General features: G+C 59.0%; 20 protein-coding genes. 13 read left to right on the forward strand and 7 right to left on the reverse strand.

Annotation, left to right across the window (positions count from 1 at the left end; genetic code table 11):
- A partial coding sequence (locus tag LGH74_RS16380; RefSeq protein WP_226177310.1) for a tetratricopeptide repeat protein occupies nucleotides 1-959 on the reverse strand: 959 nt, incomplete at its 3' end.
- A 141-nt stretch (nucleotides 960-1,100) separates the two neighbouring features.
- Nucleotides 1,101-1,658 (reverse strand): helix-turn-helix transcriptional regulator, encoded by a 558-nt coding sequence (locus tag LGH74_RS16385; RefSeq protein ID WP_226177311.1) that lies wholly within the window; start codon nucleotides 1,656-1,658, stop codon nucleotides 1,101-1,103.
- A gap of 306 nt (nucleotides 1,659-1,964) precedes the next feature.
- Between LGH74_RS16385 and LGH74_RS16390 the strand changes: the two genes are divergently transcribed.
- From LGH74_RS16390 to LGH74_RS16405, 4 genes are all read left to right on the forward strand, one after another.
- Nucleotides 1,965-2,630 carry a hypothetical protein gene (locus LGH74_RS16390; RefSeq protein WP_226177312.1) on the forward strand — a complete coding sequence of 222 codons (666 nt, stop codon included), beginning with the start codon at nucleotides 1,965-1,967 and terminating at the stop codon, nucleotides 2,628-2,630.
- 137 nt (nucleotides 2,631-2,767) lie between these two features.
- Nucleotides 2,768-3,790: an Atg14 domain-containing protein gene (locus LGH74_RS16395; RefSeq protein WP_226177313.1), complete on the forward strand. Its 1,023-nt coding sequence runs from the start codon at nucleotides 2,768-2,770 to the stop codon at nucleotides 3,788-3,790.
- A 106-nt stretch (nucleotides 3,791-3,896) separates the two neighbouring features.
- Nucleotides 3,897-4,922 (forward strand): hypothetical protein, encoded by a 1,026-nt coding sequence (locus LGH74_RS16400; protein WP_226177314.1) that lies wholly within the window; start codon nucleotides 3,897-3,899, stop codon nucleotides 4,920-4,922.
- Nucleotides 4,923-5,236: 314 nt separating this feature from the next.
- The gene (locus tag LGH74_RS16405; RefSeq protein WP_226177315.1) at nucleotides 5,237-5,968 is read left to right on the forward strand and encodes a GAF domain-containing protein; all 732 of its coding nucleotides are present in this window, start codon (nucleotides 5,237-5,239) and stop codon (nucleotides 5,966-5,968) included.
- A gap of 50 nt (nucleotides 5,969-6,018) precedes the next feature.
- On the opposite strand, the gene LGH74_RS16410 is transcribed toward LGH74_RS16405, so the two are convergent.
- Nucleotides 6,019-6,375 carry a hypothetical protein gene (locus tag LGH74_RS16410; protein WP_226177316.1) on the reverse strand — a complete coding sequence of 119 codons (357 nt, stop codon included), beginning with the start codon at nucleotides 6,373-6,375 and terminating at the stop codon, nucleotides 6,019-6,021.
- Between the two features lie 178 nt (nucleotides 6,376-6,553).
- On the opposite strand from LGH74_RS16410, the gene LGH74_RS16415 reads away from it, so the two are divergent.
- The 5 genes from LGH74_RS16415 to LGH74_RS16435 all read left to right on the forward strand — a co-directional run bounded on the left by LGH74_RS16415 (nucleotide 6,554) and on the right by LGH74_RS16435 (nucleotide 8,840).
- The gene (locus tag LGH74_RS16415; protein WP_226177318.1) at nucleotides 6,554-6,973 is read left to right on the forward strand and encodes a hypothetical protein; all 420 of its coding nucleotides are present in this window, start codon (nucleotides 6,554-6,556) and stop codon (nucleotides 6,971-6,973) included.
- Between the two features lie 66 nt (nucleotides 6,974-7,039).
- The gene (locus LGH74_RS16420; protein ID WP_226177320.1) at nucleotides 7,040-7,444 is read left to right on the forward strand and encodes a hypothetical protein; all 405 of its coding nucleotides are present in this window, start codon (nucleotides 7,040-7,042) and stop codon (nucleotides 7,442-7,444) included.
- Between the two features lie 70 nt (nucleotides 7,445-7,514).
- Nucleotides 7,515-7,916 (forward strand): SpoIIAA family protein, encoded by a 402-nt coding sequence (locus LGH74_RS16425; protein WP_226177322.1) that lies wholly within the window; start codon nucleotides 7,515-7,517, stop codon nucleotides 7,914-7,916.
- A 38-nt stretch (nucleotides 7,917-7,954) separates the two neighbouring features.
- Nucleotides 7,955-8,353 carry a hypothetical protein gene (locus LGH74_RS16430; RefSeq protein ID WP_226177324.1) on the forward strand — a complete coding sequence of 133 codons (399 nt, stop codon included), beginning with the start codon at nucleotides 7,955-7,957 and terminating at the stop codon, nucleotides 8,351-8,353.
- A gap of 49 nt (nucleotides 8,354-8,402) precedes the next feature.
- The gene (locus tag LGH74_RS16435; RefSeq protein WP_226177326.1) at nucleotides 8,403-8,840 is read left to right on the forward strand and encodes a hypothetical protein; all 438 of its coding nucleotides are present in this window, start codon (nucleotides 8,403-8,405) and stop codon (nucleotides 8,838-8,840) included.
- Between the two features lie 401 nt (nucleotides 8,841-9,241).
- On the opposite strand, the gene LGH74_RS16440 is transcribed toward LGH74_RS16435, so the two are convergent.
- On the reverse strand, nucleotides 9,242-9,982 hold the full coding sequence (locus LGH74_RS16440; RefSeq protein ID WP_226177327.1) for a LytR/AlgR family response regulator transcription factor: 741 nt from the start codon (nucleotides 9,980-9,982) through the stop codon (nucleotides 9,242-9,244).
- Nucleotides 9,982-11,004, reverse strand: coding sequence for a sensor histidine kinase (locus tag LGH74_RS16445; RefSeq protein ID WP_226177328.1), 1,023 nt, complete (start codon nucleotides 11,002-11,004; stop codon nucleotides 9,982-9,984). The genes LGH74_RS16440 and LGH74_RS16445 overlap by 1 nt, the downstream gene beginning before the upstream one ends.
- A gap of 258 nt (nucleotides 11,005-11,262) precedes the next feature.
- Between LGH74_RS16445 and LGH74_RS16450 the strand changes: the two genes are divergently transcribed.
- From LGH74_RS16450 to LGH74_RS16460, 3 genes are all read left to right on the forward strand, one after another.
- Entirely contained in the window at nucleotides 11,263-12,006 is a 744-nt protein-coding gene (locus LGH74_RS16450) for a DUF3108 domain-containing protein (protein ID WP_226177330.1), read from the forward strand.
- A 157-nt stretch (nucleotides 12,007-12,163) separates the two neighbouring features.
- Complete coding sequence (locus LGH74_RS16455) at nucleotides 12,164-17,674, forward strand: alpha-2-macroglobulin (RefSeq protein WP_226177331.1); 5,511 nt, start codon at nucleotides 12,164-12,166, stop codon at nucleotides 17,672-17,674.
- Nucleotides 17,675-17,898: 224 nt separating this feature from the next.
- Nucleotides 17,899-18,222, forward strand: coding sequence for a hypothetical protein (locus tag LGH74_RS16460; protein ID WP_226177332.1), 324 nt, complete (start codon nucleotides 17,899-17,901; stop codon nucleotides 18,220-18,222).
- A 75-nt stretch (nucleotides 18,223-18,297) separates the two neighbouring features.
- Here LGH74_RS16460 and LGH74_RS16465 read toward each other — a convergent pair whose 3' ends face one another.
- Nucleotides 18,298-19,851, reverse strand: coding sequence for a SusD/RagB family nutrient-binding outer membrane lipoprotein (locus LGH74_RS16465; RefSeq protein WP_226177334.1), 1,554 nt, complete (start codon nucleotides 19,849-19,851; stop codon nucleotides 18,298-18,300).
- Nucleotides 19,852-19,915: 64 nt separating this feature from the next.
- Nucleotides 19,916-23,071 (reverse strand): SusC/RagA family TonB-linked outer membrane protein, encoded by a 3,156-nt coding sequence (locus LGH74_RS16470; RefSeq protein WP_226177335.1) that lies wholly within the window; start codon nucleotides 23,069-23,071, stop codon nucleotides 19,916-19,918.
- A gap of 842 nt (nucleotides 23,072-23,913) precedes the next feature.
- Between LGH74_RS16470 and pbpC the strand changes: the two genes are divergently transcribed.
- Nucleotides 23,914-26,271, forward strand: a complete 2,358-nt coding sequence (gene pbpC / locus LGH74_RS16475; RefSeq protein WP_226177336.1) for a penicillin-binding protein 1C — start codon at nucleotides 23,914-23,916, stop codon at nucleotides 26,269-26,271.
- Nucleotides 26,272-26,464: the final 193 nt, after the last annotated feature.

Raw genomic sequence — 26,464 nt, forward strand, 5'->3', positions numbered from 1 at the left:
CTGGTGGCTACGTTGGGATGATCAGGGCCAAAGCTGGCTTCATTGATGGCCAATGCCCGACGCATCAGCGGTTCGGCTTCAGCCAGTCGGTTTGTCACCTTAAGGAGTAAAGCGAGGTAGTTAAGGCTAGTCGCCATACTGGGATGATCAGGGCCAGTTACCTTCTCCGTCAGGGTCAAGGCCCGTATCAACAATGATTCAGCTTCCTGAAAAAGGCTGCTTTCCTGTAGGCGAGTGGCGATTTCCCACAACTGCTTAACTTCGCCCAATACAGCATCATCTGAGACTACGGTTAGCTGCTCGTAATTGGCGAGGTTAAGCGGGCTGGTATCTTGCCGAGCTTTCTTTTCCCTAGCTTTCAACTGCTGGTAGTCAATCTCCTGTAGCCAGCGTAACGCCTCAGTCAGGGCCACATCTTCACCAAACACAGATAGATGAGCCCCGCAACGGGGTGATGACAGATATACCTTGTCGTGTTCAGTATCGCCGCCGGTAAATCGCCGAAATGGGCCGAAGCCGGCTGAGAACCAGCCTTTAGAAGTGCTACTCCAGACGAACTTATCTGGAGTTATCTTACCACTTTCGTCCCCTATTGCCTCCACTAGTGGGGTACCACCCCGCAGCCCACTAAGCGAGTGGGAGGATTGGAGCAACACCTTCGCAGTTAGCTTGCGGGTCTTGCCAAGTCTCGTAGTGAAGTCATGTTGTTTGTCGGCCTCCAGAAGCACCTCCACAAATCCCTTCTTCTCACCCTTGCGCAGCCACTCCGCAAAGTTTGGATGCGCGGCTCGCACCTCGTTCGGCCCGATCAGGCCCAGCGAAATAGCCCGGATCAGGGTTGACTTCCCCGCGCCGTTGTCGCCGATGATGACGTGCCAGCCAGCGGGGTTTTCAGGAAAGATCATCTCGAAGTGCTTTAGCCCCCGGATGTTCGCAATGGTCAGCTTCTGTAAATACATACTCAGTGGCCTACAGCCCAAATTAAGAGGCGCAAAGTAAGCAATCTGCCCTACTCGTTACAGTATGTTATGCAGCCTGCATACAGCTAGTACAAGTCGTTCAACGACGAGACGCAAGTATGCGTCTCTACACGCGGGTGGCTATGCTCCTGCTTTCTCAGCCAGGTACCCGGCCAGCGCGGCGGCCTCGGCCTGCAGGCCGGCCAGGCGGGCCGCCAGCAGCCGGTGCAGCGCCGGGCTGCCCTCCCCTTCCAGCGCCGCTTCGGCCTCGGCCGTGGTAGCGCCCAGCCAGAGCCTATGCCGCACGGCCTCTTCAGCAGGCAGTGAAGCCAGCAGCTTGGGCGCGGCCCGCAGCCAGTCGGTGGCCCGGCTGGCCCGCGCCTGCCCCCGCTCCAGCCGCCGCGTGAGCTGCCGGATTTCGTAGGCCACCGCCGCCGCCCGGGCCCGTAGCGGAGCCGCTTCGGCCGCAGTCAGTAGGTCCAGGGGCGCCGGTGGGCCGGGCGGGGGCAGTGCCTGCGCCAGCCACGACAAAATTATGCCGCCCGAAGGTGGCAATACCCGCTGCCCAGCTTCTATCTTCGTGACCAAGTGGCGGGATACGCCCAGGGCCCCGGCCAGCTGCTGCTGGGTGAGCCCTAGCCCGGCCCGGATAAGGGCCAGGTAGTGCGGAACGGTAGTAGTGCGCAGCGGACGGGCCATAACGGCGGTTGTCTCCTTAATTTTGGTTTTCGACAGTAAGGAGACAAACGTACTGTCTCCTTATTTCTTTCTTACGTGAATAAGGAGACAACGTATAGCAAGTCGGGCCGTACAGTCTGGTTGTTTCCTGGATCTGCTATGATTAACGGGGAAAAGCCAGAGTATTTTCCTTATTCTGCTTTCCTGGACGTGCTGCACCCGCCCCTATGCAAGCGGGCCGGCTTTAGCAGATGTGTTCCAACATAGGAGGCTAAGAATATTTGTGTCAACCTCGTAACATTGCAGGTACTACCTTTTCCCACTGCCATGCCTGAACCGGATAACCTCGGCCACAAGATTCTGAGCTTCTTCATCAAAGACGCCGAGCCGCCCCGCCCCGGCGCGGTACCCGGCAACGCCCCGACCCTTGGCGCAGGCCCCGCGTCCTCCCCGCCTCCGCCGCCCACCGGCCAGCACGACAGCAAGTTTGCCGAGCACCTGGCCAACGTGCTGGCCAAGAACAACCCGGCCGGGCCTGACTACTTCGAGTTCCGCGAAACGCTGCGTAGCCTCTCCAGCCTGGGACTAAGCGAGGAAAAGCAGTTTCAGGCGGCCTGGGCCAGCTTTAAGGCCATGGGCGGCGCTGCTAACGTGGGCACCCTGACGTCCACCGGGCAGCACTACCTCACCGTGCTGGGGGCCGACCGTGACGCCTTTGCCAAGAGCGTAGACGATGCCATCGGCGAGCGGGTAGGCGGGCTGCAGAAGGAGCAGCAGCAGCTACAGGCCGACAACGAAGCCCTGGCCCGGCAGCTGGCCGAGATTCAGCAGAAGCAGGCGGCCAACAACACCCGACTGGCGGCCATCGGCGGCGAAATAACCGAGCAGAGCGGCCGCCTCCAGCAAAACCGCCAGAACTACGAGGCCACCTACGCTCATTTCACCCAGCAGATCAAAGACGACCTGGCCAAGATAACGCAGTACCTGCGGTAGTGGTGAAGTTGTGAGTTTGTGAAATTAGTGTTCAATCCGCGCAAGTAGCGCCACTGGAATAACAATTCACAACTTCACCATTTCACAACCTCTCCTTTCCACCCCACAACTTCACCATTTCACAACTTCACCTTTCCATGGCAACTCCTGATTTTTCGCAGCTCGGCGGCTCTACCGAGGCCGAGCGACGCTCCTTCTGGTCGAGGCCCGAGGGAATACTGGGCCTGGTGGTGCTGGCCGGGCTGGCTGGTACGGGCCTGTTCTACTTCAACGAAATCGTCAAGTTTCTCATTGAAGTAGCCACCAACACCCTGCACCTGGCATTTCTGCTGGGCGGTATTGCGCTGCTCGTGTTCCTGTTTACCAGCCGCGACATTCGCACGGGGCTGTTCTTTCTCTTCAAGACGCTGATGCGCAAGATTACCGGGCTTATCATCCAGCTCGACCCCATTGCCATCCTCAAGATCTACATCGAAGACCTGAAGGAAAAGCGCCAGAAGATGCAGGGCCAGATTGATACCCTGGCCGGGCAGATGGTGAAGCTGAACAAGAAGATCAACGAGAACAACGAGGAAATCAAACAGAAATTTGCCGAAGCCAACAAGGCCACCAGCATGGCTGCCAAGCCTGGCATGAAGGAAGCCGCCCAGCTGGCTACCATCGAAGGGGCGGGCCTGCAGCAGATGAACGAGAAGCTGCTGCCGCTGCAGCGCAACATCAAGATGGTGCTGGCTTTCATGGAAAAGGTGAATACCAGCGCCGACTACATCATCAAGGAAACCGAAATCAAGGTCCGCCTCAAGGAGGTGGAGTACAAGATGGTGAAAGAAAGCTCCAACGCCTTGCGTACTGCCGTGAGTATCTTCAAGGGCGACCCGGACAAGAAGTTCTACTTCGACGAGTCGATGGAATACATTCAGGACGACATGAGCCAGAAGCTGGGCGAAATGAAGCGGGCCATGGATATGTCGATGGACTTCATCAATTCCGTGGACGTGCAGAACGGCGTGCTCTCTGACAAGGGCGAGGCCATGCTACAGGCCTACAACCAGGGCGACTTCAAGCTCGTGACCCTCGACCCCCGGCCCGAAGTGCCGGCCCCGAGCAGCTCGGAGCCGTACCCAGCCAAAGACGCCGGCTACCGTGACCTGCTAAATTAGAGTGGCATGCTGCCCTTAAGAACGCTATGTCGAACACAGTCAGACAGGACGGTCCTACAGCTCATTAACTTCAACGACAACCCTTAACTCCCTAACTCCTTTCTTCATGCAGCGCATCACTCTTGCCGGCCGGCTGATTATCACCCTCGTGGTGGTGGCCGCCGTGTACTTTGGCTTCCGCTACTTCGCGGGCAATAAGGCCACCACTCCGGCCACTACCACCGCGCCGGCCTCACCGGGCGCGGCACCGGGCACCGGCGCGGGTTCCGACTACTCAACCACGGAGCCCGGCGCATCTACCACCGGCACAGCTGCCACCACCGCTCCGGCGTTCAACTACGAAGCGCCGGCCCCGGTAAACGGCAAGCTGAAAGGCGTGGTAGAGCTGGGGGCCAGCGGCTTCAACTCCTTCATTGTCCGCATCGACAAAGACCGGAACTGGAAGCTGGAAAAAGCTGAGTTTGGCAATAGCCTGGTGATGGAGAATATGTCGTCCGACGATGACGTACGCAAGGGCCTGAAGGCCTACATCGGCCAGATGCTGGACTACGGCGTGGGTGGCCGCGACATTCACTTTGTGGTGAGTTCCGGGGCTCTTAAGGCCTCGGGCACGGCCAAGATTATCAAGGCCCTGAAAAGCCTGAATTACGTGGTAAACACCGTAACGCCCGAAAAGGAAGGCATCCTGGGCCTGCGCTCAGTGCTGCCGGCTTCTTTTGCCGATAAGTCGTTCGTGACGGACATCGGCTCGGGCAACACCAAGATTACGTGGATGAGCGGCGGCGCGCCCAAGTCGGTGGAAACCTACGGCGCCAAATACTTCCAGGACAACGTGGATGATGCCACCGTAGCTACCGACGTGAAGGCCAAAGCCCAGCAGGTGCCCGAAAACCTGCGCCAGACCTGCTTTATCATCGGCGGCGTGCCGTTTGAAATGGCCAAGAAGGTGCGCAACGGCAAGGAGCGCTACACCGTGCTGCAAGCCGCCGACACTTACCAGCTCGACAACGCCAAGTCGAAAGCCGGCCTCAATATCTATAAGTCCATTGCCGAAGCCACCGGCTGCAAGCAGTTCGTCTTCGACTGGGATGCCAACTTCACCATTGGCTACCTGCTCACGCTGCCGCAGTAAGTGCGGGTAATGAGTTTGAGTAAAAAAGGCGGGGCGCAGGCTCCGCCTTTTTTTGTGTTGCGGCCGGCCAATGGCGAGACCATTGATAGCAACCACGTAGAGGCGCCATTACCACCTAGCCTTACCAGCTTGCCAACGTGGCGTGAGAACCCGGCTCCCCGGCTCACCGCGTTGCGGCCACAGGCCGGCATCTCCCGTTTTCGGGGATGTTCTTATCTTTACTGCCAGCTGGTTAGGCCAGAAGGAACACTACATCAGGCACCCGCCGGATTACCTCAACTTCTTCCCGCAACCAAGCCGCCGACGTGTGATGTATGCCGACACCCTCCTCCCTTATTCCCGCCAATGACCCGCAGCGCCTGCAGGCACTGGCACCTTACCTGACGCTAGGCAGTGAGCCCGACGCGGTGTTTGACGACATCGTGCGGCTGACGGCGAAGCTTTTTCAGGTGCCTATTGCCCTGGTGTCGCTGGTGGAAGAAGGCAGCGTCTGGTTTAAGGCCAACTATGGCTTGCCGGGAGCAGTGCGGGTAAATCGGGAGCAAAGCATCTGCTCGGTGGCCGTCCTGCACGAAGACACGACGATATACGAGGATCTGCGGCGGAAGCCCTGCCACCTGACCGACCCGAAGGTGGCCGAAGCCCTGGAGCTGCGGTTTTACGCCGGGCACCCACTGCGGACGGCAGAAGGCCTGCAAATTGGCGCCTTGTGCGTGATTGACCGGCAGCCCCGCACCCTCTCGGCCGTCGAACAGGGGCGGCTGCGGGCCCTGGCCGGGCTGGTGATGAAAATGCTGGATCTGCGCCAGCTACTGCACCAGCACCCGGAGCAGGCCCAGGCCGTCTGGACCCTGCTCTACAGTGAGTTGGATGACTTGCTGACCCGTATCGGCACGCTGACCCAGCTGGCCCGCTGGGAAGAGTCGCCGAATACCTCCGACGGGCAGGCTTACCAGCGCTCCATCGATGAGGAGGCAGAAGTCGTTATCTGGCTGCTGGAACAGCACACGGCCGACGCGCTGGCCGCCCTACGGCCGGCTAGCTAAGCTGGCGGGCCGCTCTCGGCTACTCCGGGCCGCAGGCCGCTCCCATCGGCTTACTCTTCGCCTCCGCTCAGCGAGGTCAACGCCGGTAGAGCCGGCAGCTGCAGGGGCTGCTGCTGGGCTATTCGCTCCAGCACGGCCAGGGCTTGCTCCGTTTCCTGGTACTGCTGCTCCCAGCTCGGCGCCGGGAAGGGCACCCGAGCTATCAGCCGGCGAAAACTCTGCGAAAAGTCGTGCTGCAGCTCTTTGGGCAGCTTTTGTACTTGCTTGTCGGGAATGCTCTGCAGCAGGCGAACCAACTCGCGCCGGATGGCCAGCAGCACACTGAGGCCAAAGGTATCAGAAGAGTCACTGGCCTCCAGCTCCCGGCGCAGCTGGGTTAGGCGGATATCAAATAGCGTGTTCATCATAGCAGTAGTTGGGCATGCCTACGGCTTGGTACGCCGTCAGGTTTTTCCCGTAAGAGCAATAGCCCCTATGGTTTCCCCTGCGCTGCAAACACCCGGCTCTTGCTCAGATAGTATTTTTCTGCTGAGAGGTAGTATGTTTGCCGCCCGTAAAATTCCCGCTCCCTACCTGCTGCTTCCTATGCTTCTGCTGTCCGGACTACCCATTTACTACCAGAATGCCATTGGCCGGCTCTACGAGCATCCGGATGGGTACGTCGTAGTCGATTATAACGCCGGCAGCCGCCTGAAGCCCGACTACGTGGCCTTCTTGCAGCACCTGGAGCACCTGCTCAAACGCCGGGGCTGGAACAAGATGCTGGCCAACCAGCGCCTGATGGCCCCTTTCACGGAAGAAGAGCGGGGCTGGATTCGGGGCCAGTGGCTGACTGTGAGCCACGCGGTGCAGCGCGAAATGGTGGCCGCCGTGCTCTTGCCCGAGGATGTATTTGCCCGCCTGGCTATTAGCTCCCTGATGCAGGATGCCCGGGAAGGGGCACTTGTGTACCGGGTTTTCAACGACGCGCAGGTAGCAGCCGCCTGGCTACGTCAGGTGCAGTAGGCCCGGCTCCTCTTCAGCAACTCTACCCGGCGGGCTACGTTGTAGCTTTCCACCCTGCTCTTGCTCATGTCTGTTCTTGCCTCCTACCCCACGCTGGTGCTGCACTTGCACCAAGGGGCCCGCAATGCCCTGGAAACAGAATGGCTCGGCTACGCGAGTAGCGCCGACTTTCGCCGTTTTATTGCGGCCGCAATAGACCTGGCCCGGGAACACCACGTTACGGCCTGGATAGCCAACGACCAGCTGCTGGGTGCCGTGCGCCCCAAAGACCTGGCCTGGGTTGGCAAGGAGGTGCTGCCCGCGTTAGTGGTGCTCGGCGTCGTCCGCTTTGCCCGGCTGGAAGCCGAGCAGACCCTTAACCGCCTGCTCATCGGCAACCTGTACCAGGATACCACTCCCGAGCTTCCGTTTCAAACGCGCACCTTTACCGACGTGCAGCAGGCTCGCGCCTGGGCGGTAGAAGAGTCATAGCCAGCAGATGCGGCATATTCCAACTGCTGCTCGCTTGGGCAGCACCTCTTTAACGTATACACTACCCCCGATGCTAGAATTGAAATCGTCCCTGGGCAAGGTTTTTATGACTATCGAAACGGACCTTGACAACCGCTGGATCTGGGTTACGTGGCAGGGCTACCTGACGGCGGCCAACATTCAGGCAGGAGCCCACGCCTACACCACTGCCCTGGCCCAAGCTGGTTTTTCGTGCGTGCTGAACGATACGCGCCTGGTGCGCGGCCCCTGGGGTCATTCCATGGACTGGGTTATCAACGAGTGGGCCCCCAACGCGGCCAAGGCCGGCCTGCGCCACTTTGCTATGATTACCACCCCTGAGTCTCTGGCCGAGGGCTCGGCTACGGAGTTTTACTCGCAGCTGACGGCATTTCAGGCTCGCGTCTTCGACAGCCTAGAAGAGGCCCAACACTGGCTCCGCTCGATCTGCTAGCCCGGCTTTTTCCCATCTTCTTCTCTTTTCTTTCCTTCATGGCTCTGCGCACCCTCTACGACTCTCCTACCCTGACTATCTCGCTCGACTACGTCGAGAACTGGCTGCAGCTCGACTGGCACGGCAGTCCCACGGATGCCGAAGTAATGGAAGGGGCCCTGCAGCTGCTGGAGCTGCTGCGCCGGGAGCGTTGCACCAAGGTGCTCAACGACAACAGCCACATTCACGGGCTCTGGGCCGAGGCGGCGCGCTGGGGCGGCGAGGTATTTTTTCCCCAGCTCTACGACGCCGGCTGCCGCTACTTCGCCTGGATTCACTCGCCCGAGCGCTACAGCCAGCTTTCGGCCGAACTAGCCGTGCAGCACACCTCGGCCGGCATCGTGTTTCTTACCTTTAGCAGCCCGGCCTCCGCCACCGAATGGCTGCGCCGGATGTAGCTAGCTACCCTTATCTGCCTCATCTATTTGCTTCTTTTATCTGCCCGGAATGATTACAACTCTCACCAACTCATTTGATAAACCTTACCTGTCGCTGGAGTGGGACCAGGCCAACGGCTGGATTTACAACCGTTGGCAAGGCATGCTCTCGACGGAGAATGTCATAAAAGGCTGCGAGCAAGTGTTGGCGCTGATGCAGCAAACCAAGTGCGTGTATCTGCTCAATGACAACCGGGAGGTAACCGGCTCGTGGAACCAAGCCAACGAGTGGATAGCTCAGGAATGGATGCCTCGCGCGCTGGCCTTGGACCTGCGCCGCTTTGCCCACGTGCTGGCCCCGGGCGTTTTCGGTCAAACGTCGGCTGAGCAGATGCTGGAGCAGGTCAAAAACCGGTTTCAGATGGTGCTGTTTCACGATTTCACCGAAGCACAACGCTGGCTGCGTGAGGAGCAGCGGGCCAATTCCCCCAATAACCTATCCTCATAGGCCTGCTGGCTCCTGGAAGCCGCCTGTATTTTGAAAACGCCGTGGGGCGCGTGCTCGAACACCCGATGGCTATGCCCTGATTCAGTATCATAGCGGTCCGCAGGAAATGACTCTGCTGCAAGCCTTTCTGACCCACACCGGCCAGCTGCTGCTGCAGCTTGAGCGGCGTAACGCCGCCTGATTCGGCAGCTGCCGACTGCACGCCGCTCATTTCCGACGGGGACGCCAACTTCACTATTGGCTCTTTGCTCACCTTGCTCCAGTCAAGGGCGGGTTGGTTTAAGGAAAAAGGCGGGGCGCAGGCTCCGCCTTTTTTGCATCAGGACAGGCTTACGCATCATTTATCAGCTCACGGTCTGTATCGTCAGAGCCCTGCAGGAGGTCACCACGGGGCTCTGCCCCTACGGCGACTTAGGGTCAATAAAGCCGCGGAAGGCTTTGCGGTAGGATTCGCTCACGGGCAGAAACCGGCTGCCAATCTGCACCTTGTCTTTGAACACGGCGTCGATGCCTTCTAGACTCACAATGTAGGAGTGGTGAATACGGACGAAGTGCGTGGCCGGCAGCTGCTGCTCCAGCGTCTTGAGGCGCTGCAAGCTCACGATGCGCTGCTGCCGGGTATGGATGGCCACGTAGTCTTTCAGGCCCTCCACAAAGAGGATGTCAGCCTGTCGTATCTTGACCAGGCGGGTGCCATCCTTCACGAACAGAAACGGCGACGGTTCAGTCGGAGCGGGCCCAGCGGCGGGCGGCGCAGCCACAAGAGCCGGAACCGGGGCGGCGCCAGGCAGCCGCCGAGCCTGGGCCTTGTGCACGGCCCGCAGAAACCGTTCCAGCGTGATGGGCTTGAGCAAGTAGTCGACCACGTCGAGGTCGTAGCTTTCCAGGGCGTACTCGGAGTAGGCCGTGGTCAGAATCACCAGGGGCTGGCGCGGCAGAACCTTAAGCAACGCCAGACCGGTCAGTTCGGGCATCTGCACATCGAGCAGCAGCAGGTCGATGGGGTGGCTGCTGAGCTCCTGCAAGGCGGCCAGGGGACTGGCGCAGGCGGCGTGCAGCGTCAGAAACGGTACTTTCTCCACGTAGTCGGCCAGCAGCCTGCGGGCCATCGGCTCATCGTCCACAATCAGGCAGCGCAGCATCAGGTCAGAGTTAAGGTAAGGTGGACGCAGTATTCACTGGGGCTGTCGTCTACTAGCAGCGCGTGGCGGCCGGGGTAGTGCAGGGCCAGGCGCCGGTGCAAGTTTTGCAGGCCCGTACCCACGGTGGCCGGCCCCGGGGCGGGGTGCGGCGGCTGACCGTTGGCCACGGTGCACACGCACTCTGCGCCTTGCAGCCGGATGAGCACCGTAACCCAGGCCGTAGGGTCGGTGGTGCTTACGCCGTGCTTGAAGGCATTTTCCAGGAAGGTAATCAGCAGCAGCGGGGCAATACGCATGCCCTCGACTTGGCCATCCACCACGAATTGCACCGGAATCGGAGCGTTGAGGCGCAGCTTTTCCAGGCTGATGTAGTTCTGCATGTACTCTATTTCCTGGCTCAGAGCCACGGTAGCATGGTTCGACTCGTAAATCATGTAGCGCATCATCTGGGCCAGTTTGGCCACCACCTCCGGCGTGTTCGGCGACTGGGTGTAGGCCAGGTAGTAGAGGTTGTTGAGCGTGTTGAAGAGAAAGTGCGGGTTAATCTGAGCTTTGAGCAGCTTGAGTTCGGCCGTCAATTGCTCGTTTTCCAGGGCTTTGGTGCGGGCATCGAGGGCAAACCAGCCCACCACAAAGTGCAGCATGCTCAGGAAGGCCACGATAAACAAGGTGCCCACCACCACCGACAGCACGAAGGCCCCCGACTCCATGTAGCTCTGCTGCATCTGGCCCACCGCCAGCTGCCGCTGCACCAGCACCCGCAGCGCTACCACCAGGGCAAAGGGGGCGGCCAGCTCCAGCAGGTAGCGCCCGAGCTGCTGCCGCCGCAGTCCCCGGGGCAGCAGATAGAAGAAGTTGAGGTAACCGATGAGCAAGTTGCTGACCAGCGGCACCAGCGAGTTGGCCAACGCCAGCCGCCAGCCCGCTTCCCGGCTGATCTGATAAAAGTAAAACGAAAAGTAAACGCCCCAGAACGAGAGGTGCAGCAGCAGCACCCGGTGGCGGCGAAGAAGCCCGAGCATGGCAGTAGTGGCAGATGGGCCCCCAAGATACCCGCCGCGTAGCGGGCAAGCTGCACGCCCCGCCGGATTTTCGACCGTTGCGGCCTTTCCCTCGACCCTTTGCCCAGAAATAGCCATCCAGTCCGGGGCCGGCCAATGGTTGAGCAAAGCCCGGTAAGGGTCGAATAAGCCGCCCTAACGGTCGAGTAGCGTGGGGCAAGCCGCCGGCGCCGGGCGTATTTGGCGGCAGTCTTTTTTCCTCACCTTACTCTGCACGCTATGAAACTTCCCGGCTTACTGCTGGCCCTGGGCCTGACGGGTACCGCACGCGCCCAATCACCCTCTGCGCCTACCGACACGCTGCTGCTCACCCCAAGCCACAGCGTCGACGGGCAACTGATCCGGCCCTTCGCGGCCCGCTACACGATGCTGATGCGCCACCAGGGCCAGGAAAAGCCGGTCGGCAGCGTGGCTACTTCGTATGAATACCTCTCCCGGTCGGGGCAGGAAATAGGGCTCAAACGGTCCGTCATTACCTTTCCCAGCGGCGCTATCATCGACAGCGGCACCGTGGACCGCCGCACCCTCTACCCTCGCGCGCACCGCTCCCACCAGCCCAACGGCCGCACGCTGGCTCTGGACTTTGCCGGCTCCCACGTCACGGGCTTCAACCAGGTGGGTGCCCAGCGCACCGCCGTCGACCTGACCACCTCGGCCGCCCTGTTCGATTCCTTTTCGGCCGACTTGGTGGTGCTGGCGCTGCCGCTGCGGGCCGGGCAAGCCTTTAAGTTTGCGCAGTACGTGTACGAGAAGGGCGGCCCGGAATGGGTGCGGGGCCGCATCGTGGGCGCCCAGCCCCTGCCCGCCCCCGACGGCAAGACCAGCCGGCCGGCCTGGGTGGTCCAAACTTTCGGCGCTGACAAAAGCACCGTCACCTACTGGCTTGACCCTTCGACCCGTCAGCTGCTCCAGATTGAGTTCGTGCGGACCGGCCGGGAGCTGATTATGCGGCAGGCGGAGTGAGCTGTCAAGCAAAACGGGCGGGGCTAGGCTTCGCCTGTTTTGCTTAAGGCTGTAAACGGATTTAATACCCAACATTGCTTTTTATATAGTTACTACCTCAACCGTATATCCTCCTTTTTCTATACCTTCCCGCGTCCATTTTCTTCCCCCTATCCTTATGCTTACCCGCCGCTTATCTCGCCTGCCTTTGCTGGTGTTGCTGTTATTGCTATGCGCCTGCTCCAAGTCGGGCTCCGATGGTGCCAGCCCCGACGGCGAGGAAATTAGCCCCTATCAGAACATCGTCTTCACCTTCGACGAACCCGTGGGCGAAGGCCGCGTGAGCCGCTGGGATACGCTGCAGTACGTGGAGTTTGAGCCAGCCGTGCGCGGCAAGTTCAAGTGGACCAGTGACCGGGAGCTGACCTTCTCCCCTTCCGAGCCGTTTCGGCCTGCTACGTCGTTTCAGGCCCAGTGGCGGTCGGTGGCTTTGGAAGCCCTGAAGCTCAAGAAGGAGCCCGCCCTGAGCAAAACCAAGTTTCACACCCCCGGTCTGCAGATGCACGAGCCCCAGCTGTTCTGGAGCCAGAGCCGACGCGTGGCGGGCACAGCCGAGATGCGCGCCAACCTGCTCTTCAATTACGCCGTGAAGCCGGGCGATATTCAGCCCCTGCTCAAAGTGACGCAGGACGGCAAACCAATAGCCTTCGAAGTGGTATCGGCTGAGGCCGATAGCATCGTGGGCGTGGCCCTCACCCAGGACGTGCGCCCCGGCTCCCCCGTGACGCTGGAGCTGGCGCCCGGCCTGCGTGCCGTGGGCTCCGATAAAGCTACCAGCCAGCCCCTGACGGCCCAGGTAGCCGTGCCCGACCAGCAAACCCTGCTCGTGCGCGAAGTGGTAGCTTCCATCGTGGAAGGCGACCCGGTTATTACAGTACTGACCAACCAACCTGTATCGGCCACCGAAATTCCAGCCCTGCTGACCATTGAGCCGGCCGGGGATTACTCAGTGGAGGCCCTGGAAAGCGGCTTCGTGCTCAAGGGCGGCTTCGATGTTGACAAGACTTACCAGATCAGCCTGCGCAGCGGCCTGCGCGGCACGCTGGGCGGGCAGTTGGCCGAGCCCTTCACCCAAACAGCTTCGTTTGTGGATGAGCGGCCCAGCCTGAGCTTCGCCAACGGCGACAAGGCCATGTACCTCGACGCGCTGGGCACCCGCAACCTGGGCGTGCGCATCGCCGAAATCGAGAAGGTGCAGGTGACCATTGCCAAAGTCTACGCCAACAACATTCAGCAGCTGCTGCGCGGCGGCCAGCAGTACGGCTACGATTACGACGAGGACGGCGGCGAAGAGGAAGGTGACGGGGGCGAGTACGAAAACAAGTCGTACAACTACTACGACGTGGAGCAACTGGGCAACGTGCTGACCGAGCGCACCTACACCGTGGCCGGTATGCCCAAGGAAAATGGCATGCGCCTGCTCAATCTAAGTTTCAAAGACCTGGAGTTCACCGGGCCCATGAAGGGGCTCTACGTGATAAAAGTGCAGGACACCGAGCGGCAGTGGCTGCAGGTCAGCAAGCTGGTATCGGTGTCGGATATCGGCCTGATTGTGAAGCAGGGCAAGGCCGGCCGCACGCTGGTATTCGCCAACTCCATTCGCAGTGCCTCCCCTCTCGGTGGGGTAAACGTGCGCTTCGTCAGCTCCAATAACCAGGTTATCAGCAGCGCTACGACCAACGGCGCGGGCGTGGCAGTCTTCGACAGCACCGCCGCTACCAGCCGCTTCCGCCTGACGATGGTGACGGCCCAGCGCGAGTCAGACTTCACCTTTCTGAACTTGCCCACGAGCCGGGTTGAAACCTCGCGCTTCGATGTGGGCGGCCTGCAAAGCAATGCCGCCCGCTACCAGGCTTTCCTCTACGGCGACCGGGACCTGTACCGCCCGGGCGACACGATTCAAACCAACACCGTGGTGCGCACCGAGGGCTGGCAGGCCCCGCCGGCCGGGTTGCCGGTGAAAATCCGACTGCTGCTGCCCACCGGCAAAGAATACGCCAGCCTGCGCAAGAAGCTTTCGGCCGACGGCGCATTTGAGTCGCGCTTTATTCTGCCGCCCGCCGTCATGACCGGCCTCTACACCTTGGAAGTGCTGACCGGCAACGACGTGCTGCTGGCCTCACGCACCGTGTCGGTGGAGGAATTCATTCCCGACCGCCTCAAGATAACGGTGAAAGCTGCCCCGGCCGTGGTGAAGCCTGGCGAGGCAGTCACGGCCAGCATTACGGCTCTGAACCTGTTTGGCCCACCCGCCGCCGACCGGAAGTTCGAGGTGGAATTTTCGCTCAAAGCCAAAACTTTCAGCCCCAAGAATTACCCCAACTACTCGTTCAGCATCAGCTCGGGCGAAAACAAGCGCCGCAACTACTACGAGGAAGAAAACACGTCCATTTCCGACCGTTTCGAGAAAACCACCCGCGAAGGCACCACCGACGCGGCCGGCAAAGGCACGGCCACCTACGACGTGCCCGACTACACCGACCTGGGCACCCTTGAAGGCGCGGCCTTCGCCACGGTGTTCGACGAAAGCGGCCGGCCCGTAAACCGCCTGGCGACCTTTGAGGTGCAAACCCAGCCGGTAATGTTCGGGGTGCAGGATATTCCCGAGCTAGTGAACACGCGACAGGTGCTGCCGCTGCGCTTCGTGGCCCTCACGCCCAAAGGTCAGCCCGCCAGCGCCACTGCCGAAATTAAAGTGGTGCGCCTGCTGTGGGAAACCGTGATTGAGCGCCAGGGGGGCCGCTACACCTACACTTCCCAGAAGCGCGAGCAGGCCATCCTGACCCAGAACCGCACCATTGGCACCGAAACCAGCCTCGACTTCACCCCGGCTTCGTCGGGGGAGTACGAGGTGCGCGTGGCCCGGCCGGGCGCGGCTACCTACGTGGCCAGCCGCTTCTACGCCTACGGCTACGGCGATACGCAGAGCAATTCCTTCGAGGTGAACAACGAGGGCGAAGTCACGATTGAGGCCGACAAGGAGAAGTACCAGCCCGGCGAAACGGCCAAGCTGCTGCTCAAAACGCCCTTCCCCGGCCGCGTGCTGGTTACGGTGGAGCGCGACAAGGTGCTCGACCATTTCTACGTGACGACCGACGAGAAGTCGGCGCGGGTAAGCATCCCGATTCGGGCGGGCCACGTGCCCAACATCTACGTGACGGCCACCGCCATCCGCGAAATTACCGACAACCGCCTGCCGCTCACCGTGGCCCGGGGCTTCATGCCGCTGACGGTGGAAAAGCCCGGTACCAAGCTGCCCGTGGCCCTGAAAGTAGCCGCCCAGAGCCGCTCCCAGACCTGGCAGACCATCGAGGCCAGCACCGCGCCGGGCGCTTCGGTCACTTTCGCGGTGGTCGATGAGGGCATTCTGCAGATGAAGGACTACCGCACGCCAGACCCCTACGGCTACTTCTACCAGAAGCGCGCCCTGGAAGTGCAGGCCTACGACGTGTACCCCTTCCTGCTGCCCGAACTGGGCACCAGCAGCGTGGGCGGCGACGGGGCCGACCTCTCGCGCCGCACCACGCCCGTGCCCTCGCGCCGGGTGCAGCTGCTGGCCAAGTGGAGCGGCGTGCTGCGGGCCGATGCCAATGGCAAAGTGCGCTACAAAGTGCGCATCCCGCAGTTTAGCGGGGCCGTGCGCGTGATGGCCGTGGCTTACAAGGGCGACGCTTTCGGCTCGGCCGAGCAAACCATGCGCATCGCCGACCCGGTGGTTATCAGCACCAGCCTCCCCCGCTTCCTCAGCCCCGGCGACACGATTGACGTGCCCGTAACGCTGACGAATACGACGGGGAAGGAAACAGTAGTTATGGTAAAGAAAACGCTGACAGGGCCTCTTAAATCTGCTGAGCCATTGATGCAAGATGGATCTTCTGGCTACAAAGCGGAGCCAGTATCATATGGTGTTAAGATTCCAGCAAATACAGAACGTCGGATTGTTTTTCATGTGAAAGCCCAGCCTTCTATTGGCAACGGCAGCATTACAATTACAGCCACTAGTTCAGCCAGCAAAGAAACCTTCACCGAAACAATCGAAATACCCGTGCGGCCGGCTTCGCCGCTGCAAAAGGTAACCGGCTCAGGTGTGGTGAAAGGCGGCAGCGCACAGGCGTTGAACCTGAAGACCGACTTCATCCCGGCCACGCTGCGCAGCCAGCTGGTGGTGAGCCGCTCGCCGATGACGGAGTTTGCCAAGGATCTGCGCTACCTGTTGCAGTACCCCTACGGCTGTCTGGAGCAAACCGTGTCGGCGGCTTTCCCGCAGCTCTACTACGGTGATTTGACCGCCACGTTGGGCCAGAAAACCGGCAAGCAAGCCAAGGGCACGCGCTTCAACCCCAACTACAACGTGCAGGAAGCCATCCGCAAAATTGAGTCCCAGCAGCTTTACAACGGCAGCCTGAGCTACTGGCCCGGCGGCGACTACGACAACTGGTGGGCCACCACCTACGCCGCCCACTTCCTGCTGGAAGCACAGCGTGCCGGCTTCGAGGTAAACAAGAGTACGCTCGACAAGACCCTGCAATACCTGCAGGCTCGCACCCGCAAGCGCGAAACCGAGGAGTACGACTACTTCGACGTGAGCAGTATTGCCCGCCGCAAGGTCATTGCCAAAAAGGAAATTGCTTACTCGGTGTACGTGCTGGCCCTGGCCGGCCGCCAGGATGCCGTGGCCCTGAACTACTACAAAGCCAACCGCCAGCTGCTGGCCCAAGATTCGCGCTTCCTGCTGGCCGCCGCCCAGGCCGTGGGCGGCAACCAAGCCGGCTTCCGCGACCTGCTGCCCACTACCTTCAGTGAAACCGCCGCCCACCGTGCCTTCGACGGCTCGTTCTACTCCCCCATCCGCGACCAGGCTCTGGAGCTGAGCGCCCTACTAGAAGCCGACCCCGGCAATGCCCTCGTGCCCAAGCTCACCCGCCAGCTCAGCCGGCAGGTGAAGTCGGCACGCTGGCTGAACACCCAGGAGCGCGCCTTCTCACTGCTGGCCCTGGGCAAAGTAGCCCGCCAGAATGCCGGCAGCACCGTAACGGCCACGCTGCTGGCCGATGCCCAGGAAATCGGCAAGTTCTCAGGCAAAGACCTGACGGTAAACAACGTGGCCAACCGCAAAGTAGCGCTACGCACCACCGGCACCGGCAGCCTCTACTACTTCTGGGAAACCGAGGGCGTGTCGCCGCTGAATACGGTGCGGCAGGAAGACAGCTTCCTGAAAGTGCGCCGCGAATTCCTCGACCGTAACGGTAACCCCGTAGGCTCGCCCAACTTCCGGCAAAACGACCTAGTGGTGGTCCGCATCACGATTCAGGCGGCCGATGCGGCCGGCTCCGTGCCCAACGTAGCCATTACTGATTTGCTGCCCGCCGGCCTGGAAATTGAGAATCCGCGCATCGGGGCCGTGCGCGACATCGACTGGGCCAAGGACGCCGCCACCCCCGACTACCTGGACATGCGCGACGACCGGATCAACCTGTTTACCACCGTCACCACCGCGCCTAAGTCGTTCTACTACGTGGCCCGGGCCGTATCGAAGGGCACGTTCCGGCTGGGACCGGTGAGTGCCGACGCCATGTACAACGCCGAGTACCACAGCTACAACGGGGCCGGCGTGGTGCGGGTGCGGTAAAGCACTCCGGTCGGAGGGTAAACGAGGTATCCGGCAGGCAATGGCAATTATACGCTATTACCTGCCGGATACCTCGTTTACCCTCCGACCGGAGTGCTCAATTATAGCCCCGAAGAACGTCTGGTAGCACAGCTCCGCAATCGAAGCGCCGCCGTTAATGACAGATTACTCGACTTTGGTAACTCCTCATTTGCCAACCCTTTACTGCTTTTGCTGCTTGTACTATGATTAACCTGCGTGTTGTGTTGATTTCCCTGCTGGTTATGTTTCTGGGTATGGTGTTGTGGATGAGCTACTACTTCTACTTCCGCACCGACGGCCGGGGCCACGTGCTCAGAGAAGCCGACAGCCCAACTGCCGCCGCCCGCGGCCAGCTACTGCTGGCCCGCGCCGATGCCCTGACCAACCAGCAGAACTACGATAAGGCCAAAGTTCTGCTCGATTCCCTGCGCGACGCCGATGCCAACCCCGATATGTTCATCAGCACCGATGACCTGGAGCAGCGCTTCGACACGCTACGCACCCGCCGCTCTCGTGCCAAGAACTGATAGTTTAACTGACAGGAAATAAAAAAAGGGGTTCCAGTTTTCACTGGAACCCCTTTTTACTAGCTGCTGAGATGCTTAGTTAGCATCCCACCATACTTTGGTTTGTACATCGCCGGGCACGAGGCCAACGGCCGAAACGTTAGCCGTGTTGCGCGTCAACTCCGAGTCAACGTAAGGCAAGCGGTTCACGAATTTGCCGGCGCCCAGGATGTTCACGATGGGTGAAGTCAGCGTCGGGTTATTGGTACGACGCTGCTCCGACCAGGCTTCCATGCCGTTGGTGGCATAGTACGACAACCATTTCTGGGTGCTGATAGCCTTTACTTTATCCTGAACACTGCCAGCTACTGGGAAAGCAACTCGAGTTTGTGCCAGATACGTAGCCGTGTTGGCTGCCGTCACGCCATAACGCGTCATGGAAGCAGTTACACCGTTATCATACAGCGTCTTGGCATTCTCAGCAGCCGTAGACCAACCCCGGGCAGCGGCTTCTGAGCGCAGGAACAAGCTCTCCTCGTAGGTCAGCAGCAGCGTGGGCCGCGACTTGGCCGCTGCGTCGGTAGCAGCAATACCAGCGTAGGTGCTGCCGGCAGCGCCAGAGTTGCTGAAAGCCTGACCGATGAAGAACGTACCGGGGAAAGAGTACCGAATCGAGTTCGGAGCAGTGGCCACGGGCGTGGTAGGCGTAATGAAGTTGTTGGCATACACGTTGCGGCCCGGCTCCACGAAGATCAGGTTGAGCTCCGGAGTCTTCAGATCAGCATCCAGGAAATACACGGGCAAGCGTGGATCGTTGGTGCTGGTCATGATGGTACCGACGGTAGTGCTGCCAGCCAGGTTGTTCTGCAGACGGAAGTTCGCCTGGTAGAATGGGTTTTCCGAGTTAGCAACGGTGCCGTTGTTGAACTGGAAGCTTTCCCCGCTCCGCATGAACAGCGCTGTTGCATCCGCGTTGCGAGCATACAGTTCTTTGATGCCTGCTGCCGCGCCAGCCGGATCCACTTCGCTGGTCCGCATGTACAGACGCAGCTTCAGCGTGTTGGCCAACCGGATCCATTTGCCCATGTTCGCTTCGTTGCCAGCCTGGTAGTTCAGGTCGGAAGTAGCTGGGAAACGGCCCTGCTGCTTGTTGATGTCGTTGATGGCATCGTCGAGCAGCAGCTGCAGGTTCTTATAGATATCCTGCTGCTTGTCGTATTTGGGCGTAGTGTTAATGCCCGTCAGAGCTTCCGAGTAGGGCAGGTCGCCGTAGGCATCGGTCAGCACCTGAAAGGTGTGGGCCTTCAGGATTTTGGCAATACCCACCATGCGGAATTCGCTGGCGGGCGTGCCCTGCTCGATTACGTTCTGGAAATCCTGCAACGCGCCGGCGTACAGGTTCTGGAACTGACGGCCGTCGAAGGTGCTGGAAGGAATGTTGTACTGGTCGTAGCTGCGGTATTGGTTAGCACCGGAAGGAATGCCCATGTGCTGAGCCAATATCTGACCCATGATATTGAACTGACCACCTACCACGAAGCTTACGAAAGCCTGGCCCGAGGGCAGCACTTGGACGATATCCGCAGTGCTGGGGTTGTTGGGGTCGGTATTGATGTCGAAAATGTCTTTTTCGCAAGCTGTGGTACTCAAGAGAAGCCCCAGCAATGCAATAGACCGTATGTTTTTGAATTTCATCGGTTGATGTTAATAAAAATTACAGGGTCAGTTTCAGGCTGGCACCAAACGAGCGAGTCGATGGGTAAGCGAAGAACTCATATCCCTGGCTGTTACCCGAGCCGAACGAGCTTACTTCCGGATCCATGTGCTTCTGCGACTTAGGCGTCCATATAGCCAGGTTACGGCCGATGAGCGAGAACTGAATGCCGGTCAGCTTAGCTTTGCTTACCAAGTTGGCAGGCAAGCTATAGCTCAAGCTGGCTTCACGGAATTTCACGAAAGAGGCATCAAACAGCGAATTTTCGTTGATGTTCGAAACCTGCGACCAGTAAGCATAGCCACCGTCGGCCTTAACCGTGGTGTTAGGCGTGAAAGTTCCGTCGGCGTTGCGCAGTACCGAGTTGGGGTAGATGAAGGGCTGACGGTCATTGGCCGTCGTTTCTTCCAGCGTACCGGCGAAGTAGCCAGTGGTGATAGTCTGCGAGTAGAACTTACCGCCCTGCTTGGTATCAAACAGCACGTTCAGAGCCAGGCCCTTGTAGGCCAGTGTGGTCGACAAGCCAGCCAGGTAATCGGGCTGGATGCTGCCCAGCGACGTCAGTTTAGGATCGGCGAGGGGGAAACCAGTCGTAGGGCTTACTACTACGCGGCCTTCGGGGTCACGCAGCATCTTGGAGCCGAAGAAGCTCTGGTAAGGCTGGCCAACGCGAGCTTCCAGGGAAGGAGCGCTCAAACCACCCAAACCGATGTTTGGCGTATTGCCAGTCACGGCCGTTACCTCGTTGCGGTTGCGAGTGTAGGTCATGTTTACATCCCAGGTGAAACCGTTTTTCAGCTCGATAGGACGCAGGTTCAGCGCTACCTCGATGCCTTTGTTCTCCATCGAACCAGCGTTGTTGAACTGCGACGTGAAGCCCGAAGTGGTCGAAACTGGTACGGCTACGATGATGTCTTTGCTCACCGAGTTGTAGTAGGTGAAATCAAGGCCGATGCGGTTTTTGAGGAAACGTACCTCAGTACCTACTTCGTACGCAGTGGTCAACTCCGACTTCAGGTTAGGGTTGCCCAGCGTGTTGCCTACCCGGAAGCCGGGGATGGTGTTGTTGAAGGGGAACAAGTACTGGTCGCTGAAGCCACCATCTACCGACGATTTGGTAAACACGGGCAGAATCGAGTAAGGAGGAGCCGACTTACCTACCGAGGCAATGTTGGCGCGCAGCTTACCGAAGGTGATGACGTCACTTGGCAGCTTGAAGGCCTCCGTGAAGACGAAGCCTACGTTGGCGCTGGGGTAGAAGAACGAACGGTTAGCCTTGGGCAGAGTCGAAGACCAGTCGTTACGGCCGGTGAGGCCCAGGAACAGGTAGTCACGGAACGAAAGCTGTACGTCAGCATACGCACCCATCAGGCGGGTCAGCGTTTCGGTTTTAGCTACTACTACTGGGGCAGCCGAGTTGCTCAGGTCATAGAAACCACCGATTACCAGACCGTTGGCGTCCATGTTGTTACGCTCAAATGCCTGCTGCTGGTAGTTGCCGCCGAGTACACCTTTGATGGTGAAGTTCTCGTTGATTTCCTTCGTAACGTTCACCAACAGGTCGGTCGTTGCGTTGCGGCCGTAGAGCACGTCCTCAATGTAGCGGCCGGCCAAGTTGTTGATAGTACCCTGGGCAATCGTCTGACGACGACGGTCGGAGTAGAAGTCTACACCCTGACGCAGGGTGATGTTCAGCCACGACAAGGGGTCGTAGCTAAGCGTACCTGCACCCAGAACGCGGTCCACGTTGTCGGTCAGCAGGTTGTTTTCGAGCAGGAAGTAAGGGTTGTTCCGGAAGCCGTTCAGATAGTAACCCGTCAGGTTGTAGCGCGGGTCGTTGAAGTTCTTTTGATCCGTGATTTCAAAGTCACGGGGCGTGTTCACAATCGTCTGGATAATGTTGGCCCGCGACTGACCCTGGATACCACGGTCACCACCCGACTTTACGTAGGTAACGGTACCGTTGGTAGTCAAGCGGTTGAACAAGCGCGTGCCGCCGCTCAAGGCTACCGACGTACGCTTGTAGTTGGTGTTGGGAACAATCGAGCTCGTGCGCACATCCGACAGGGAGATGTAGTAGTTCGACGCCTCGTTGGAGCCGGCGAAAGAAACCGAGTTGTTGAAGGTTTTGCCCGTTTCGAAGAAGTCGCGCACGTTGTTCGGGCGGGCTTCCAGCTTAATGGAGTCAGCAGGCTCGTTGGCGTTGAGACGCAAACCGATGGTGTGCCAGTCGGCTACGTTCTGGCCCATGATTTTTGGACCCCAGCTAACGTTGTTGTCGGCAAAATACTCACCGTCCGAACCGCTACCGTAGGTGTTCTGGAAGTTGGGCAGGCGGTTTACGCGGTCAAAAGTAACCGAGCTGTTCACCGAAATCTGCGAGCCTTTCGTGCCCTTGCCTTGCTTGGTAGTGATGATGATAGCACCCGAAGCGGCACGTGCACCGTAGAGGGCAGCAGCAGCCGGGCCTTTCAGCACCGTAATAGATTCTACGTTGTTGGGGTCGATATCACCGGCCCGGTTTGGCAAGTCAACACCGTTGTTCAGGTCGCCACCCGAACCAGTCGAGCTGTTCACGGCGCTGTTGCTGATAACGATACCGTCAACTACATAGATAGGCTGGTTGTCGCCCGTGAACGACTGCGCGCCACGAATTACGACGCGCGTAGCGCCGCCGGCCGAGCCCGAAGCACCCGTAATCTGCACACCGGCTACGCGGCCTTGCAGCGAGCGAACCAAGTTGGATTCGCTGGCGCGGGTAATTTCTTTGTTTTCGAGCGTCTGCACGGCATAGCCCAGCGACTTCCGCTCGCGCTCAATACCCAAAGCAGTTACGACAACTTCGCTCAACTGCTTAGAGTCCACTACCAGGCCAATGTTTATTTGGCTCTCGGTACCGATAGGGCGTTCTATTGAGACAAACCCAATAGAGCTAAAGGTTAGAGTACCGCCATCGGCAGGCACACTTAAGGTATACGTACCATCAGCGTTGGTCGATATTCCATTAGATGTACCCTTTAGCAATACCGTTACCCCAGGTATTCCTTCGCCAGTCTGGCGGTCTGTTACCCGCCCGGAAACACTCCGGTTCTGGGCTGTCACCTGCTGCAACAAGGTGAGCATGAGCAGAAAGCTCACGAATAATATTTTTTTCATTGAAGAAAAAAAAGGTGAAAAGAGATGGAAACGAAACCACAATTTACACCTAAGACTCAGTGCTCACAAACTAATTCTGCTAATCATTTCTGTTGGACGCAGGAATACTGTAAAAATCTAGATTCATAGTAGAATACTTAATATTAAAAACGGGGTATTTCTACCGCAAACACTTCACTTATCAAATATTCGAGGGCGATACTACTGCCTTTTTACTATCAACTTCTGAAAAGCCCCCAGATTGCTCGCAGAGAGTCTTTTTGAGTATTTTACTGCTTAATTATCCTAAGCTTTCAACTCGCCTGTTCGAATTAATAAATCATTAAACCAATTATTATTAGCACAATTCACATTATACACCATCATTTTTACTTCCCTGACTACGCGTTTGCTCATACATATTCGCAAAAACAGTTATTGCTGCCTGAAAAAGCTAAATAAAAGCAGGTTTAAATTCGCAATCAACTATATACAACAGAGTTATGACCCGCTCTATTGTCTCAATCAGATTTTTCTGCGCAATGCTGACCCCTATTCCAGGCCATCCCGGTGCTAAGGGCTTATACCTTTGATCTGAAAGGGGGTGTAGCTTACGAGCCAGGAAAACCCAACCGCCGGCCGTCAGCAGAAAGCGGCTTTGTAGTTGCCGATGTTGCCCGCGGCAAAACAAAGAGGCAGTTTTTTTACCGCATTGCCGCAATGAGAGTACGCTACCCTGTCACGGCTCAGAACCAGATTGTGCCGTGCCCAAGCTACCCAGATAAAGAAGCACCAACACTTTCGGCCGCGTATCTTGCCAACTCTGCCGGACGCAACTTGTCCGGCTTGTTGATAACAGGTGCATGAAACGCGCAGCTAAGGTTCTGCTTCCCCTCCTGGTACTCGCCGTTCTTGGCTGGGGCCTCGACCAGCTATTTCCTGTACCACCGCCGCCGCAGTACTCGCCCATTGTGCTGGCCGCCGATGGCTCGGTGCTACACGCCTTTCTGAACCCGACCCAGAAATGGCGCATGAAAACCGAGCTGCGCGAAATTACGCCGGCCCTGCGCAACACTATTATAGAGAAGGAAGACCGGTATTTCTATTATCACTTCGGCGTCAATCCACTGGCTATTCTCAAAGCGGCCGGCCGCAACCTGACGGGTACGGGCCGTACTACCGGGGCCAGCACTATTACAATGCAGGTAGCCCGCCTGCTGGAACCCAAAGAACGCACAGTAGGTAACAAGCTGCTGGAAATGCTGCGGGCCGTGCAATTGGAAGCACACTACAGCAAGGCCGAAATTCTGCAACTCTACCTGAACCTGGTACCCTACGGTGGCAACATTGAAGGCGTGAAATCGGCCGCCCTGCTCTACTTTCAGCAGCCGCCCGACTACCTCTCCCTAGCTCAGACCGTGACGCTGGCCATCATTCCGAACCGGCCGCGGGGCTTGGTGCTGGGCCGCCACAATGAGGCTATCCGGCAGGAGCGCAACCGGTGGCTGCGGCGCTTCGGACAGCAGGGTCTGTTTCCGAAGCAAGATATTGAAGATGCCCTGCTGGAGCCGCTGGACGCGCAGCGCCATGCAGCCCCGGCGCTGGCGCCCCACCTGGCGCGGCGGCTGGTGCGGCAGTTTCCGGGCCAGGCCAGCGTGGCCTCCACGTTGCAGCGCGGCAAGCAGGCCAAAGCTGAAGACCTGACCCGTAACTACGTGCGCCGCCTCCACGAATTGGGTATCAGCAATGCTGCCGTACTGGTAATCAACAACCGCACCCGGGCCGTGGAAGCCTACGTAGGCTCCGCCGATTTTCGGGATGCGGCCAATAAGGGGCAGAACGACGGCGTGCAGGCCATCCGCTCACCCGGCAGCACGCTCAAGCCGTTTCTGTACGCCTTGGCGTTGGACAAAGGCCTCGTGACACCTAAGCTGCTGCTGCCCGATGTACCCACCAACTTCGGGGGCTACCAGCCTGAGAACTTCGACAAACGCTGTAATGGCGAAATACCCCTGGACCGTGCTTTGGCCTACTCGCTCAACATTCCGGCCGTCCGCACCCTCAATGAGCTGGGTGTGCCCGTTTTCACGGCTAAGTTGCGGGAAGCCGGCTTTCGGACGGTAGCTAGAAGCGCCCCGCGCCTGGGACTGAGCACGATTCTGGGCGGCTGCGGCGCTACTCTGGAAGAACTTACCAACCTGTATGTGACGCTGGCCAACGGCGGCGGGTATGCGCCGCTGCGCTTCGCTAGGAGGAATGAAGAACTGAGGATTGCGCAGGAGGCCCGCGCTGGCAATCGGAAGCAAACCCAGCCGACCAAACCAATTCAGAATTCGCAGCTATTCTCCCCTGCCGCCGCCTTTCTTATTACCGATATTCTGGCCCAGCTTACCCGGCCCGATTTACCGGTGGGCTATGAAACCAGCATCCGGCTACCCAAAATTGCCTGGAAAACCGGCACCAGTTACGGCCGCCGCGACGCCTGGAGCATCGGCTATAATAAGGAGTACACCATCGGAGTGTGGGTCGGCAACTTCAGCGGGCAGGGTAGCCCCGCCCTCACCGGCTCCGATATTGCCACGCCTTTGCTCTTCGACCTGTTCAATACGCTGGCCTACAACTCGCCCAACAACTGGTTTCAGCCCCCAGCTACCCTCGATTTTCGGCTGGTGTGCGCCGAGAGTGGCCGCCCACCCGGCGAAAATTGCCCCAACCAGCTCATCGACTACTTCCTGCCCGGTGTGTCGCCCAGTCTGCGCTGCCAGCACCAGAAGGAAGTGCTGCTCTCGGCCGATGGGCAGTATGTGTACTGCCGCGCCTGCGCGCCGGCGGCCGGCTACCGACGCGAGCTATATCCCAATCTGCTGCCGGAAGTAGCCTCTTTTAAGGAAGCCCAGGGCCTGCCCTACCGTCGGCTGCCGGCCCACAACCCGGCGTGCCAGCTTGTGCGCGGCGGCCGGGAAAAAGCGCCCAGCATTACTTCACCCCTAGCTAATACCGAGTACGTGCTCAACAAAGGCGAGCAGCAGCAACTCCTGCTCAGCTGCGCCACCGACAACGAGGTACGGCAGGTGTCGTGGTACGTGAATGACCAGTTTCTGCGCACGGCGGCAGCTACCGAGCGGGTGTTTTTCCGTCCGCCGGCCGGCACACTGAAGATATCCTGCGCCGATGACCACGGCCGCAACACCAATATTCAGGTGGTGGTGAGTGAAATGTAAAAAACTGCTGTTACGACGCCCAATCCACTTTTTTGACACTCACTAAAGCACCTGTTGGAATTTACTCCATTACTTTAAGTTATAGTAACAGAATAGTTATTTTACCTATATCCTCAACCACCCCTCATTAAATTCACAACACATTGCATTTCAACTGATTGATTACAAAAATTATTAAACACCAGTATCTGAT

The sequence above is a fragment of the Hymenobacter lucidus genome (genome assembly GCF_020447265.1).
GTDB lineage: Bacteria > Bacteroidota > Bacteroidia > Cytophagales > Hymenobacteraceae > Hymenobacter > Hymenobacter lucidus.

Excerpts from the sequence above, each read along its gene's own strand:
- LGH74_RS16385 (WP_226177311.1), bottom strand. The coding sequence starts at position 1,658 with ATGGCCCGTCCGCTGCGCACTACTACCGTTCCGCACTACCTGGCCCTT.
- LGH74_RS16390 (WP_226177312.1), top strand. The coding sequence starts at position 1,965 with ATGCCTGAACCGGATAACCTCGGCCACAAGATTCTGAGCTTCTTCATC.
- LGH74_RS16395 (WP_226177313.1), top strand. The coding sequence starts at position 2,768 with ATGGCAACTCCTGATTTTTCGCAGCTCGGCGGCTCTACCGAGGCCGAG.
- LGH74_RS16400 (WP_226177314.1), top strand. The coding sequence starts at position 3,897 with ATGCAGCGCATCACTCTTGCCGGCCGGCTGATTATCACCCTCGTGGTG.
- LGH74_RS16405 (WP_226177315.1), top strand. The coding sequence starts at position 5,237 with ATGCCGACACCCTCCTCCCTTATTCCCGCCAATGACCCGCAGCGCCTG.
- LGH74_RS16410 (WP_226177316.1), bottom strand. The coding sequence starts at position 6,375 with ATGATGAACACGCTATTTGATATCCGCCTAACCCAGCTGCGCCGGGAG.
- LGH74_RS16415 (WP_226177318.1), top strand. The coding sequence starts at position 6,554 with ATGCTTCTGCTGTCCGGACTACCCATTTACTACCAGAATGCCATTGGC.
- LGH74_RS16420 (WP_226177320.1), top strand. The coding sequence starts at position 7,040 with ATGTCTGTTCTTGCCTCCTACCCCACGCTGGTGCTGCACTTGCACCAA.
- LGH74_RS16425 (WP_226177322.1), top strand. The coding sequence starts at position 7,515 with ATGCTAGAATTGAAATCGTCCCTGGGCAAGGTTTTTATGACTATCGAA.
- LGH74_RS16430 (WP_226177324.1), top strand. The coding sequence starts at position 7,955 with ATGGCTCTGCGCACCCTCTACGACTCTCCTACCCTGACTATCTCGCTC.
- LGH74_RS16435 (WP_226177326.1), top strand. The coding sequence starts at position 8,403 with ATGATTACAACTCTCACCAACTCATTTGATAAACCTTACCTGTCGCTG.
- LGH74_RS16440 (WP_226177327.1), bottom strand. The coding sequence starts at position 9,982 with ATGCTGCGCTGCCTGATTGTGGACGATGAGCCGATGGCCCGCAGGCTG.
- LGH74_RS16445 (WP_226177328.1), bottom strand. The coding sequence starts at position 11,004 with ATGCTCGGGCTTCTTCGCCGCCACCGGGTGCTGCTGCTGCACCTCTCG.
- LGH74_RS16450 (WP_226177330.1), top strand. The coding sequence starts at position 11,263 with ATGAAACTTCCCGGCTTACTGCTGGCCCTGGGCCTGACGGGTACCGCA.
- LGH74_RS16455 (WP_226177331.1), top strand. The coding sequence starts at position 12,164 with ATGCTTACCCGCCGCTTATCTCGCCTGCCTTTGCTGGTGTTGCTGTTA.
- LGH74_RS16460 (WP_226177332.1), top strand. The coding sequence starts at position 17,899 with ATGATTAACCTGCGTGTTGTGTTGATTTCCCTGCTGGTTATGTTTCTG.
- LGH74_RS16470 (WP_226177335.1), bottom strand. The coding sequence starts at position 23,071 with ATGAAAAAAATATTATTCGTGAGCTTTCTGCTCATGCTCACCTTGTTG.
- pbpC (WP_226177336.1), top strand. The coding sequence starts at position 23,914 with ATGAAACGCGCAGCTAAGGTTCTGCTTCCCCTCCTGGTACTCGCCGTT.